Here is a 12,654-nt window from a genome sequence, read left to right on the forward strand (position 1 = left end):
GTCACCCCGCCAGGTCGGCGATCCCTGATCCGATCAGCTTGAAACCGAGAACGACGAACAGCACAGTCATGATCACGGCGTGATTCGACACGAGCCACGTGCGCATGCCCGAGAGCCTTACTTCGACCTTGCTCGGCGAGACGATGCTGATGACCCACGGGATCGCGGCTGCCAGGATTCCCATGGCCCCGAAGATCAGGATGACGGCGACGATCTCTTCCACCGGCAGCGGCGCCTGCGAGATGCGGCCCCCGGCTGCGATGAGCAGAGGAAGATCCTTGGGCGAGGCCGGCCCCGAGATCACGATGCCGACCAGGAACGCCTTCCAGACGGTCAGTCCGTCCAGGCTCGCCATCCACTTCGGAGTCTCGTGCGAGGATCGGCCGCGCCATTGCAGGACGGCGAGGAAGAGCAATCCTGCGCCGAGGACGATCTCGATGATGTCGATAGTGATGTGCGGACCCGAATCGGGGTCCTCCGCTCCCGCTGAGCGGCCGAAGAGCACCAAGACGCCGACGAACACGATCGCGAACGTGTAGCACCCGAGGATGAAGGCGGTGCCGTTGGTCCGCCCCTTACCGGCCGTCGCCATGAGGATGACGGCGACGATCGCGAGCGGGCTGATGGCGATGGCGATCCCGAGCGTGAGGAGGTCGGCGAGAACGGCGAGCATCAGCTCACCTTCGCGATCGCTTGTGCGTCAGCCGTCTCGCCTGACAGATCATCGAAGACCTCGATCTCGTCTGGCCGACGCTGGAGGAGCTCGAGCATCCACCCCACCATCAGCGCGACGACGATGACGAGCACGATGTCGCCACCGCTGAGGGGCCGCAGCGCGAACAACCACGTCACGCCCAGCATCGCGACGATGACACGCACCGCGACCCGATGACGACCGAGCCACTCACCAAACCCGCCGGTCTGCAGGCCCCGCTCGACAAGCGATCGTCGAGCGGATGCGTTGAGGGAGTCGAGCGTCATCCGCGTACGACGCGCCGCGCGCGAACGGCCCATGAACCAGCCGATGGCGGCGACCGCGAGGCCGAGGAGGGCGAAGATCCACGCGGTCTGCTGCATGTCCTCGACCAGCTGCGCATAGATGACGGCGAGCGCGCTCGGCGAGAGCGCGAGCTCGGCGGCCACCATCGCGACGGCGAAGGAGCCCAGCGACAGCAGCGCGCCCAGCGATGCAGCACCGAGGGTGACGCCGAGACCGGCACCGAGCACCGCCGCGCTGCGACGACGTGCCAACGCGATGCCGAGGGCGAACAGCGCGAGGGCGATCACCGGGAGCCACCAGCCGATCGCATCCGCGATCGCGTAGCCGGTGCGGATCGCGATGAGGCTCTCACCGCTGCCGATGATGATGACGTTGTCCACAGTGGGAATGAGGAAAGCCACCCCCACTCCCCGTTCGGAGAGGCTGTCCTTGATGTTCTCGACGAGGGGCCCCAGCGCAATGCCGAGTCCCTCGGAGGAGAGCACCACGATCCCGCCACCGTCCGAGGTCGAGGCCAGGGTCAAGGCGCGGTGCGCGCCGCGCAAGACCATCGTCCAGACCTCGGAGAACGCATCCGATTCGACCACGGTCGTCACGCCCGTAGCCACGAGGTTCTCGAGGCCGCCGGCAGCGGGCTGGCGGAGAAGGTCGAGCGCGTCGTTCGCGCGTGCTCCCACACCGAGCTCGGCGATTCCGTCGAAGAGGGCATCCGTGACCGCTGCGAAGTCGACCTGCGCGCGAACCGCCGACATCGTCTCATCGATGATGAGCGCTTGCACGGCGGGGTCGTCCACAACCGGTGAGAGCGTCGAGACGAAGGCCTCCTCTTCCACGAGCTGCACGCGTGCCCACGCACCGGCGATCGACACCGGTACGAGAATCGCAGCGATCGTGATCACCAGCGCCGAGGCGACCGATCGCCACCAGCCCCCGTGCGGTTGGTCACGCTCGACCTCGCGGACGAGGGCCGCGTTCTGTGCTTCGAGCGTGCGTAGCCGGGCGGTGAGAACCTCAGCATCCATCGCGTCAACCATCAGCGCCCTCTCGGAGAGATCGTCCACCCGGATGCACGTTGCGCAGGAACAGGATGATCCAACTGAAGATCAGGAGCGCCGACACCAGCTCGACGGCGGTCAGGTTGTAGACGCCCACGGCGAAGAGCACGGCGAGGACGACGATCACCCCGACATACACGAAGCCGAGCGCAACGAAGACCTTGGGCATGGAGGGGACGAGCCAAGGCAGACCGATGACGAGCGCCGCAAAGGCGACCGTCATCCCCGTGGCGACGGTGTTGTGGATGAGGAAGAACCGATCGACGGGGAAGATCCCGACACAGGCGAGAAGAGCGCCGAGGAGCACGAAGAGCACGCGCATGACTCCGCGGCGGCGCCGATCCAGCACGGTCGCGGAGGGCAGCGATGCCGTCCCGAATCGCGCGATCGTCGTGACCAGGACACCCGACACGATGAGGGTCACATTGAAGGTCAGCGACGAGATGTCATGCGTGATGCCGAGGGCGGACAGGTTCATCTGCCACCACAGCGGATCGGTCGAGCTCAGCATTGCCGTCACCATTCCCACGACGAGGAACACCGCCAGCACAAGGGACAGGTGGCGGGGAGACAATGCCGCCCCGCTCAAGAAGGAGAGGTAGGCGCTGAGCGCGGTCGCGGTCGCTGCCAGAGCGACGGCCGGCGAGGCGTACACCGTCGCGCCGACGAAACTGTGTTCCAGAATCGTCGCCACGCCGATCCACCCGAGCAGCGCAATCGCGCCGTGGGCCGCCGACAGCGCGATCAGGTCGAACCAGCGGTACTTCGCGCCCTCGGCATCCTGGGGGTCAGCCGCCGCGGCACGGCGCGGAAGAAGCCGCGAGATCGCGAACCCGACGGCCGCCGCGACGGCGCCGGCCATCGCCGTGAAGTCGCCGAGCGAGTGCCGACCATCGATGGGGAGCTCGCGCCCCCAGAAGACGAACGCCGCGACTGCTGCGGAGATCGCGAAGGCGAAGGCCCCCAGCGTGAGCGCGAACGACTCGTCATCAAGCGAACGACGACCAGCGGTTTCACGGGCAGCCACAGTGAGTGCCAGTACAGGCTCGCTCTCCGTCGAGCGCCCAGACAGAGCCGACATCACTTGACGACGACTTCGTCGTCACCCAAAACCGCCGATGCCGACGTCCGGTGCGATTTGCGATCCCAGAACGGAAGCACGATGAGTGAGGCCAGCAGGAAGCAGATCGCTCCGATGAATGTGCCGTTGTTGGCCAGAGAATCGTTGTAGGAACTGCCGCTGGGAAGGATGTAGGAACCGACTGCCGAGATGCCGAAGGCGACGCATCCGACGAAGTTGATGAACACCGACCACCACGCGCGGGGCCGCAGATCCCACACGTTCGCGACGTGTGCATAGGCGATGAAGGCCAGGCAGCCGCTCACCAGGAAGGCGACGGAGCCTCCGGCATCCGGATTCCAGACGAACTGCTCTTCCGCGGTGATCGTCTTGGCACGCAGCGCGGCCGTCGTGCTCACGTTGAACATCAGCGTCCCGAATGTCTGCGTCGCTGCGGTGAGCCATTCGGCGCGCACCATGCGACCGGGAGGGTATGACACCTTGACCGCGATGGCTCCGCTGAAGAAGAGCTGAATGAGCCCGGCGGTGGTGAAGAACAGCGCACCGATGAAGAAGAGGATGTTGGAGACGCTCGACCCGAGAGCGGTGCTCAATCCGGGCGCTGAGCCGACGGCGAAGAATGCGGACCCGATCATGAAGCCCCAGCATTGCTTCGTCAGGGTCGGCACGAAGAGTCTCCGTGGCGGGTCGATGGTGGTTGCTTCGGCGGTCATTTCATGCGCTCCGAGTCTGTGCGAGGCACCGCCGTCTGGGGTGCGGGGAGGGCGCCGCGCGCGGCGCCCTCCCTCAACGGGTTCGATCAGTGGTGGAAGTGCGAGCCGCTGCTCGCGGTGTCCGGCAGGGGAGTCTGCAGCGAGTCGAGGAACGCCACTTCTCCCTTGATGTCCGACAGCAGCGCCGACGCGAGGTCGCGGCTGAGCCCGACCTTGACGACGATGCGTTGGAGCACGACATCCGCCATGTCGTCGGCCATCGGGTAGGCCGGCACGAGCCAGCCCTTCATCCGCAGCCGATCGGCGAGGTCGTACAGGCTCCACTTGTCGGTATAGCCGTCCTTGAGAACCCACGCGAACACGGGGATCGTGTCGCCCTTGCTGATCAGCTCGAACGGACCGATCTTCGCGATCTCGCTGGAGAGGTAGGTGGCGACATCGATCGAGTTCTGCTGCACCTCTCGGTACCCCTCGAAGCCGAGGCGGAGGAACTGGTAGTACTGCAACAGAACCTGCGCACCGGGCCGGGAGAAGTTGAGGGCGAGCGTGGGCATGTCACCGCCGAGGTAGCTGACGTGGAAGATCATGCTCTCCGGCAGGACTGCGGTGTTGCGCCACACGACCCAGCCGACACCCGGGTAGACGAGGCCGTACTTGTGCCCCGACGTCGAGATCGAGTTGACGCGGTCGAGCTGGAAGTCCCACACCAGGTCGGGCTGGCAGAACGGAGCGACCATCGCGCCCGATGCGCCGTCGATGTGGATCTTGACATCGAGACCCGTCTTGGCCTGGATCTCGTCGAGCTTCTTCGAGATCGCGACGGTGTCGTCGTACAGTCCCGTGAAGGTCTGGCCCAGGATCGAGACGACACCAATCGTGTTCTCGTCGACATAGTCCTCGAGGTTGTAGCCGTCGAGGATGATGTGGTCAGGGTTGACCGGCACGTAGCGAGCCTCGACGTCCCAGTAGTTGCAGAACTTCTCCCAGACGACCTGCACGGCCGCGGACATGATGAGGTTCGGCTTCTCCGTCGACTTGCCCTCCGCCCTGCGCTTCTCCTGCCACAGCCGCTTGAGAGCAAGCCCCCCGAGCATGCATGCCTCGGAGGAACCGATCGTCGAGGTACCGATCGTGTCGTTCGTGTCGGGAACGTGCCACAGGTCGGCGAGCATGCGCCAGCAGCGGTCTTCGATCGCCGCCGTCGCGGGGTACTCGTCCTTGTCGATCATGTTCTTGTCGGCGGCTTCGAGGTACAGCTTCTGGGCTTCGTCGTCCATCCAGGTGCCGACGAACGTCGCCAGGTTCAGGCGCGAGTTGCCGTCCAGGATCGCCTCGTCGTGAACGATCTGGTAGGCGGTCGAGGGCAGGCTCGGCCCCGCGGGCAGCTTGAACTTGTCGAACTCGGTCGCCTCGCCCGGGCGGACGAAGACCGGGTTGACGCTGAGCATGGGGTCGATGTTGGTGCTCTGACGAGCCTTGCTGGTGTTGATGGTCACTTTCGCTCCTATGTGTTGGCGCGGATAGGCGGAGTAGGTGGGATGTCGAGACTTGTCTTGCGGATGCCCCCTTCTAGACCTCGACGGGGGGATAGAGGCGGTCCATGTTGTACTGCCGGTTCCGGCGCGCGGCCCACGTTGAGACGGCGAGGAACAGGATCGTGAGCCCCGCGATCGTGGCGGTCGCGACCCAGAACCGGTAGTCCGCACCGCCCAGGATCATGAAGCGGAGCCCCGTCACGGTCGCGGTCATCGGGTCGATCCAATGGATGTACTGGAACGGCACCGACGTCACCGCCACCGGATAGATGCCGCCCGCGGACGTCAGCTGCACCATGAGGAACGCCAGGGTGAGGACACGCCCGACCGCCGGGCCGAGGAGCGCATTGAACATCTGGATCATGGCCAGGAACATCGCGACCATGAGCAGCATGAACAGGAACGTTCCCGCCGGGTTCGCGTACTCCATACCGAGCGCGAGCCCCACCACGAGGTAGAGGATCGTGGCCTGGATGAACCCGATGAACAGCGTGGGTGCGTACGACGCCAGGACGACGCGGAACGAACCGAGGCCCTGAGCCAGCGGACGCGCCAGCAACGGAGTGAAGAGCATCCACGCGATGATTCCGCCGACGAACAGCGCCAGGCCGAAGAAGAACGGTGCGAATCCGTAAGCGAACGTCTTCGCCTCGTTGTGGGTGACCTCCTTCATCACGACGGGGTCGGCGAGGGTCTTGATGAAGTTGCCCTGTTCGGTGCTGCTGAAGTTCGGGATGAGCGACATAGCGGACTCGACACCGTCTGCCAGTTCCGTCGTCCCGGCGAGCAGCAACGGGGTGTTCGCTGCGAGCTTGCCGGCGCCGTCACTGAGCTGCACCAGACCACTGGCGAGCGTGTCCATGCCGCTGCCGAGCTGATCGGCATCGTATTTCACCGTGTTCAGCGCCGACTGGACACCGCCACTCTCGATGGAACGAAGGATGACGTTCACGCGACTGGTCGGGTTGCCGAACTCCTCAGCCAGGGTGTTGACGTCGCCCCGAAGCCTGTCGAACACCGCGATGACGTCGCCGCCGACCGCGCTCTGCTCGATCTGGCGCTGCACGTCCTCGAGCTGGGCAGCGATGTCCTGTTGGACCGGATCGCCGCTCGCGTTGAGCGCATCGATGATGCCCTGCAGTTGCGCGTGAGCACGGTCGTTCGCCGCGGCGATGCCGTTCAGGGCATCGGCCAGAGCATCCGTGCTGTTCTCGATGGACTGGATGATCCACCGGATGTCGTCGCTGGTGAGGCCATCCCTCGCGAGCGCCGCCTCAGCCTCGGCGATCGCCCGGTCGACGCCGCCGACCAGCTGGTCGACAGCACCGTCGAGTGTCGCCGAACCCTCCTGCGCCGTCACGAGGCCCGCAGCCAATTGCTGCGCGCCGGCATCCAGCTCACCCATGCCGGCATTGAGCGTTTCGACGCCGGCCGCGGCCTGGCGGATCGTGGGCAACTCGCCCTTGATCCCCGTGATCGCCGCGGTGAACACTTGCTCGCTCACCTGAGCGGTCACCTGGTTGATCACTTCGGCGGCGGCATCCTGACCGATGACAGACGACAGATAGTTGTTCGCGTCGTTATAGGTGAAGATCAGCTGCGCCTGGCGGGGGTTGCCCGACGCCGCGGAAGCGATCGACTCGCTGAAGTCCGCAGGAATCGTGACGGTGAAGGAGTAGTGGCCGTGCTCCAGCCCCGAGACAGCTTCGTCCTCACCGACCTCGATGATGTCGAGCTGCTTGGAGGCGATGATCCCCGACACGACATCCGTGCCGGCGTCGAGTTGCTGGCCCTCCATCTTGTAGCCCTCGTCGAGGTTGACGATGGCGACCGGAAGCTTGTCGACGTTGCCGAACGGGTTCCAGAACGCCCACAGGTACAGCGCGCCGTACAGCAACGGCATGACCAGGATGACGACGAGAGCGAGCCGGGGCATCCGCCCGCGGTAGTAGCGTTTGAAGTCGCTGCCGGGAGTGAATGCGGCGATCATGCGGACATGGCCTCTCGTTCGAGCACGGCGAATTCGCGGTCCGTGAGATTCGGGACCTCGATCGCCTCGCGGATGCCGTCCCGCAACTCCACACCGTTGACGTCTGCGGTGATCACGGTCTGCTCTCTGCCGAGCACGATCAGCCGATCGAGGAAATGGCGCGAGGCGGCGATGCTGTTCAGGTTGTCGACACCGCCGACGACCAGCAGGGCGGGCTTGCGGACATTGGCCACAGCGATGCGGAACAGCGCGGCGGTCAGTTCGGGGAGCTCCTCCACCATCGCGTCCATCCTCGGCAACGTGAGGTCACCGAAGACGGGGCGGCAGATGCGCTCAAGATCCTCGTCTGTCGCGGGAGTCACCCAGCTGTACCAGGGGGCCGACCAGCGGATCTGCTCCGTCACGATGTCGCTCACTCTGATCGTCTGCTGGATGCCGTCCACCTCATTGATGAATGCGACTGTGGCGTTCTCGAACAGATGCTGGGCACCGCGCCGCTCGCCGAATGCGAACAGCGAACCGTCCGTCGGTTTCATCCGACCGGCAAGGGTGAGCAGGAGCGCGGTGCGCCCGCGCCCACCCTGACCGACGAGGACTGTCACCCCGCCACGGCGCACGGTCACATCGACAGGACCGAAGATGTGTCCCCAGGAGGCGTCGACGCTGAGCCCTTTCGCCTCCAGCAGGATGTCACCGACTGCGACATTCGACTCGGTGTTCGTGGATGCTCGCAAGACTGCTCCCTTTCTCTCCCCGGTCCCGACGCCGGCCATAGCGGCCGGCCGACGACTCAGAGCGTGTTCTTCACGATCTGACCGCCCTTGACGATCAGCTTGAAATTCGCGTCGGGCTGGGCGATCACCGAGAGATCGGCGATGGGATCGCCGTCGATCAGGATCATGTCCGCCCATCCGCCTTCGGCGAGGACGCCGAGCTTGCCGCCGCGGTAGCTATTGCGGTCCCCCGCCAGCTCGAAGAGCGCTGCGTTACCCGAAGTCAGCATCTTCAGCGCTTCGACGTTGCTGTAGAACTCGCCGAGCCGCGCCGCCATGTCACTCTGACGGGGAGCCGACTGCGGCTCGAGAAGGAGGTCGGTACCCCATGCGGTCTTGACGCCGTACTTCTTCGCCCACTCGTACACCTGTTCGGTGCCGTGGCAGATTTCCGTGTTCTTGTCCGCGCGCGCAGGATCGGGGTAGTGGTGGTCGTCCTCGGCGAAGGGCTGCATCGACAGCCACGTCTCGGTCTCGCCGATGTGGCGGATCGTCGCCTCGTCGGCCAGGTGGCCGTGTTCGATCGACTTCACACCGGCGTCGATGGCGCGCGCGATGCCCGCAGGCGTGTAGACGTGGGTTGCGACGTACGTCCCGTAGTCGGATGCCGCCTGCACAGCGGCCTTGATCTCGTCGGGTGTGTACTGCAGCGTGTTGAGCGGGTCGTACATCGACGCCGCTCCCCCGCCGAGGGTGAGCTTGATCTGGGTCGCGCCGTGCTTGAGCTGTTCCCGCACCGCCGCGAGCACTCGCGGTACGCCGTCGGCGATGCGCGTGAAGTGGATGTCCTCGGTGCGGCTGGCCTTGCCACCGAACTCCTCCGGAACGTCGTACACGAACGAGAAGTCCGCGTGGCCCGACGTCTGGGAGATCATGGCCTGGCTCGGGAAGATTCGCGGCCCCTCGAAGACGCCGCGGTCGATGAGGGACTTCACCGGCGCGGTGTCACCGCCCATGTCGCGAACAGTCGTGAAGCCACGCAGCAGCATGCGCTTGGCCTCGGCGATGGTGTTGCCATAGAGCGCACCCGTGGGTCCCTGCAGGAAATCCATCATGTTGTTGGCGTTGCCCATGAGGTGCACATGAGCGTCGCTCAAGCCGGGCATCAGGAAACGTCCCTTGCCGTCGATCTCCAGGACACCGTCCGAGGCGTCGCCTGCGACGGGGGAGGACGAGACCGCCACGATGTGGGGCCCCTCGATCAGGACATCGACGTTGTCCTTCGTCTGATCGCTGACGCCGTCAAACACTCGGACGTTGCGAATGATGATTCTCTGAGGTGCATGTGTCCCTGGGGTCATGGCGGCGAGACTATGCCGCTGGGGAAACCGGCAGGCGGTGCAGCAGAGGATTTCGCCCGGGTCGTCATTCACAGGTGACCTGGCAGCTCATCCTCTGATCACCTGGCTTTCACCCTCTCGTGACGACGCGCGAAATGTGAGTAGTGTCCCTTCCTGAGCGGACCAATGAGCGAGTCCGAGGCACGCGACCGAGCGTCGCGGGAGTGAGGAGCAGACATATGTCCGGCACGGAAACCAGTGCGAAAGATGGCAGCGACGCGAGCTCGGCCAAGAGCAACACCAAGGTGATCATCGCGATCATCGTGGCGATCGTGGCGCTCTCCTTCGTCTTCTCGAACGTCGCGCCGGCAACGCTGCGATTCCTCTTCCTCCAATTCACGATGCCGGCGTGGGGCTGGTTTCTCGCCGTCCTGATCGCCGGCGTCGTGATCGGATCGCTCTTCCCCTGGTTCCGCCCCCGCAAGAAGTAGGCCATTCATGCGCCGATCGGCATAGACCCGGAGCCGCCCGCGACGATGTCCCGCAGGGACGTCGCGGACTCGACACGAACGAAAGAATACGCAGCCATGTGCACAAGAGTTGTCTGGCCGGACGCCAACGGATCGGTGATCGTCGGCAGGAACATGGACTACCACCGTGACCTGGGCACCAACCTGTGGAAGCTCCCCCGCGGGGTCCAACGCGACGACGGAGTGAACGGCGACCTGACATGGGTCTCGAAGTTCGGCAGTATCGTCGCCACGGCCTTCGATCTGATATCCGTCGACGGGCTGAACGAAGTCGGGCTCGCAGGGCACGTGCTGTGGCTCGCCGAATCAGCATACGGAGAGCTCGATCCGACCCGCCCCGCGCTCAGCCAGGCGGTGTGGATGCAGTACTTCCTCGACAACTTCGCCACCGTGGCCGAAGCTGTCGAGTGGATCGAGTCGAACCGCGTTCAGGTGGTCCAGCTGACCGACCCTGCCACCGGCGAAGTGCCCGCGATCCACCTCGCTCTGAACGACGCGTCGGGCGATTCGGCGATTATCGAGTACATAGATGGCGCGGTCGATGTGCACCACAGTCGCGACTACCGAGTCATGACCAATTCGCCGAAATATGACGAGCAACTCGCCCTGCTCGCGCAGCACGAGGGATTCGGCGGCGACAAGCCGCTCCCCGGCACCACGCTCGCCACCGACCGTTTCGCTCGTGCAGCCCACTACGTGCAGCGCTTGCCGCAGCCGGCGACTCAGCTCGAGGCCATCGCGTCCATGTTCAGCGTCATCCGCAACGCCGCCCAGCCGTTTCGCCTCCCCGATCCGGGCAAGCCCGATGCGTCCCAGACCATCTGGCAGGTCGTCGCCGACCTCACGCGTCGTCGATACGTGTTCGAATCGACGACGCGTCCCAACATCGTGTGGGTGGATCTGGCGGACGTCGACTTCACCGAAGGGTCGCCGCAGCTCGTCCTGGACCTCGGCAGCAGACTCGCCGTCGAGGGCGGTCTGGCAGGGAATGTGTCCGCGAGGTTCGAGGAGCGCGGCGCCCTCCACTTCCTCTCACTGAGCGACCTCCGCCAGCTTGCCGCAAACCGCGCCGCCCCCACCGACGGACCGACAGAGGCGAAGTGAGCTGAGTATGACGAGACGCGCACATCGTCTCCGCTCGGGGTGACGCCGTGAACCTGACCGATCACGCCCTGGCTATTCGGGAGTTGCGGCATGCCGTCGCGACAGGGCATTCGAAGTCGATCGCGTCCGTCGCAATGGCGAATATCTGGCCGCTGTACAGCACGCACTTCGACGAGCTCACCGCCGCGATCGAGGGCCTCCCCAGCCCCGTGCTGGAGCGTTATCCGGTCCTGCGGATCGTGCACCGCATGACACCCGTGCTGGCGAGGACGTCCCGCCCCTTCAAACCGCTCCTTACCCCGGATGACGCGCGAACGATGAGCCCCGACGAGCTCGACATCCTGACCCTGGTGCAGATGGTCGCGTTCCGATTCAGTGGGGATGTCGCTGCGGCGCTGATCTACGCGCGTCGTCTGGAGGACCGGATCCTCCAGATTCGCGTGGAGTCGCGAGAACGCGCGGACGGGCCGCTGTGGTTCTACCACCAGCAGATCGGATCGACTCTTCTCGCTGCAGGCGATTCGTCGAACGCGCTGGTCGAGTTCGCCACCTCTCGCCAACTCGGACGACTCTCACCGCAGCCCGACGCCGAACGGATGGCCCTCGGGCGCACGGCACTCGCCCACGCACTCCGTGGATCCCTCGAGGAGGCCGAAGCGGCCCTCGCCGAGCTCGCACTGCAGCCGGCTTCGACGGGGGCTCATGTGAACTCGACGACCATGACCGAGCGCACCGCCATCGCGCTGATCGCGGTCGAACGGATGACGCCGGATATCGATGCTCTCCTGAATGAACTCGAACCCTACGACAGCATCGAGCTGACGTGGCCCTTTGCGCTGCTCGCGCGCACTCGCGCCCTGCACGCTCAGCACCGGCCCGACGAGGCGGTCGAAGCCATACGTCTCGCGAATGACGCGCATCCCGATCAGCACGGCTCATTTGCGTCAGATGTCATCAATTCGGCGTCCATCGATGCGCTCTGGGCCACGGGCGCCACGGGCGCTGCGCGCCGCATCGCCGAGTCAACGGCCGGAAGCGGGCTCCTCACGAGGTTCTCAATCGTCCGGCATTCCCTGCTCGAGTCGCGTCTCGACTTTGCGGAGCAAGGTATCCGACGCCTCTCGGCCGAGCACACGATGGGGCCTGGTCATCGCGCTGAGCTGATCCTGCTGTCGGCATGGTTGGAGTCCGCACGCCTCGATGCCGTGGAGCTCAGGACAGCGCGGCAGGTGGCTCGGCTCGCGTCGAAGGGAGGCGTCCGTCGTCTCCTCTCGACCATGCCGCTCAGGCTGATCGAACAGGTTCGTGAGCATCTACCCGCCGCCGAAACGGCCATGTTCGAGACGGCCATTTCGGGACTGGCGCACGTCGACGCGCCCCGTCGTCCCGTGCTCACATCGAGTGAACTGCGGGTGCTCAACGCTCTCCCTCTGCATGTCACCACGGCGGAGATCGCGTCCCAGTTCCATGTCTCGCCGAACACGGTGAAGTCGCAGTTGAAGTCGCTCTACCGCAAGCTCGGGTGCACAACGCGGGAGGACGCCATCAAGATCGCCTCCCGCCTGCACCTCTTCGTGTTTGAGATGGAGTAGG

Annotated in this window: 11 protein-coding genes; 3 read left to right on the forward strand and 8 right to left on the reverse strand. The window is 65.2% G+C overall.

The window, feature by feature from the left end:
- Position 1: 1 nt before the first annotated feature.
- From ASD65_RS10795 to ASD65_RS10830, 8 genes are all read right to left on the reverse strand, one after another.
- Positions 2 to 673 (reverse strand): GAP family protein, encoded by a 672-nt coding sequence (locus ASD65_RS10795; protein WP_056222327.1) that lies wholly within the window; start codon positions 671 to 673, stop codon positions 2 to 4.
- Positions 673 to 2,022 (reverse strand): hypothetical protein, encoded by a 1,350-nt coding sequence (locus tag ASD65_RS10800; protein WP_056222330.1) that lies wholly within the window; start codon positions 2,020 to 2,022, stop codon positions 673 to 675. The genes ASD65_RS10795 and ASD65_RS10800 overlap by 1 nt, the downstream gene beginning before the upstream one ends.
- A gap of 4 nt (positions 2,023 to 2,026) precedes the next feature.
- Positions 2,027 to 3,082, reverse strand: a complete 1,056-nt coding sequence (locus ASD65_RS10805; RefSeq protein ID WP_156378842.1) for a hypothetical protein — start codon at positions 3,080 to 3,082, stop codon at positions 2,027 to 2,029.
- Between the two features lie 53 nt (positions 3,083 to 3,135).
- The gene (locus tag ASD65_RS10810) at positions 3,136 to 3,849 is read right to left on the reverse strand and encodes a hypothetical protein (RefSeq protein WP_056222337.1); all 714 of its coding nucleotides are present in this window, start codon (positions 3,847 to 3,849) and stop codon (positions 3,136 to 3,138) included.
- A gap of 86 nt (positions 3,850 to 3,935) precedes the next feature.
- Positions 3,936 to 5,297, reverse strand: a complete 1,362-nt coding sequence (locus ASD65_RS10815; RefSeq protein WP_056224743.1) for a glutamate decarboxylase — start codon at positions 5,295 to 5,297, stop codon at positions 3,936 to 3,938.
- A 121-nt stretch (positions 5,298 to 5,418) separates the two neighbouring features.
- Positions 5,419 to 7,374 (reverse strand): YhgE/Pip domain-containing protein, encoded by a 1,956-nt coding sequence (locus ASD65_RS10820; protein WP_056222341.1) that lies wholly within the window; start codon positions 7,372 to 7,374, stop codon positions 5,419 to 5,421.
- Entirely contained in the window at positions 7,371 to 8,108 is a 738-nt protein-coding gene (locus ASD65_RS10825; protein ID WP_056224745.1) for an ATP-binding cassette domain-containing protein, read from the reverse strand. Before ASD65_RS10825 ends, ASD65_RS10820 begins: the two co-directional genes overlap by 4 nt.
- 56 nt (positions 8,109 to 8,164) lie before the next feature.
- The gene (locus ASD65_RS10830; protein WP_200948656.1) at positions 8,165 to 9,397 is read right to left on the reverse strand and encodes a metal-dependent hydrolase family protein; all 1,233 of its coding nucleotides are present in this window, start codon (positions 9,395 to 9,397) and stop codon (positions 8,165 to 8,167) included.
- A gap of 269 nt (positions 9,398 to 9,666) precedes the next feature.
- On the opposite strand from ASD65_RS10830, the gene ASD65_RS10835 reads away from it, so the two are divergent.
- The 3 genes from ASD65_RS10835 (at position 9,667) to ASD65_RS10845 (ending at position 12,653) form a co-directional block, all read left to right on the forward strand.
- A complete protein-coding gene (locus ASD65_RS10835) occupies positions 9,667 to 9,918 on the forward strand; it encodes a LapA family protein (protein ID WP_056222347.1) in 252 nt (83 codons plus the stop codon).
- A gap of 96 nt (positions 9,919 to 10,014) precedes the next feature.
- Positions 10,015 to 11,061: a linear amide C-N hydrolase gene (locus ASD65_RS10840; protein ID WP_056222350.1), complete on the forward strand. Its 1,047-nt coding sequence runs from the start codon at positions 10,015 to 10,017 to the stop codon at positions 11,059 to 11,061.
- Between the two features lie 47 nt (positions 11,062 to 11,108).
- Positions 11,109 to 12,653: a response regulator transcription factor gene (locus ASD65_RS10845; RefSeq protein ID WP_162248495.1), complete on the forward strand. Its 1,545-nt coding sequence runs from the start codon at positions 11,109 to 11,111 to the stop codon at positions 12,651 to 12,653.
- Position 12,654 lies beyond the last annotated feature (1 nt).

The sequence above is a fragment of the Microbacterium sp. Root61 genome (assembly GCF_001427525.1).
Lineage (GTDB): Bacteria > Actinomycetota > Actinomycetes > Actinomycetales > Microbacteriaceae > Microbacterium.

What these genes read in the sequence shown, in the direction of transcription:
- ASD65_RS10820 (WP_056222341.1), bottom strand. Translation starts at nt 7,374, where the DNA reads ATGATCGCCGCATTCACTCCCGGCAGCGACTTCAAACGCTACTACCGC.
- ASD65_RS10835 (WP_056222347.1), top strand. Translation starts at nt 9,667, where the DNA reads ATGTCCGGCACGGAAACCAGTGCGAAAGATGGCAGCGACGCGAGCTCG.
- ASD65_RS10810 (WP_056222337.1), bottom strand. Translation starts at nt 3,849, where the DNA reads ATGACCGCCGAAGCAACCACCATCGACCCGCCACGGAGACTCTTCGTG.
- ASD65_RS10840 (WP_056222350.1), top strand. Translation starts at nt 10,015, where the DNA reads ATGTGCACAAGAGTTGTCTGGCCGGACGCCAACGGATCGGTGATCGTC.
- ASD65_RS10795 (WP_056222327.1), bottom strand. Translation starts at nt 673, where the DNA reads ATGCTCGCCGTTCTCGCCGACCTCCTCACGCTCGGGATCGCCATCGCC.
- ASD65_RS10800 (WP_056222330.1), bottom strand. Translation starts at nt 2,022, where the DNA reads ATGGATGCTGAGGTTCTCACCGCCCGGCTACGCACGCTCGAAGCACAG.
- ASD65_RS10815 (WP_056224743.1), bottom strand. Translation starts at nt 5,297, where the DNA reads ATGCTCAGCGTCAACCCGGTCTTCGTCCGCCCGGGCGAGGCGACCGAG.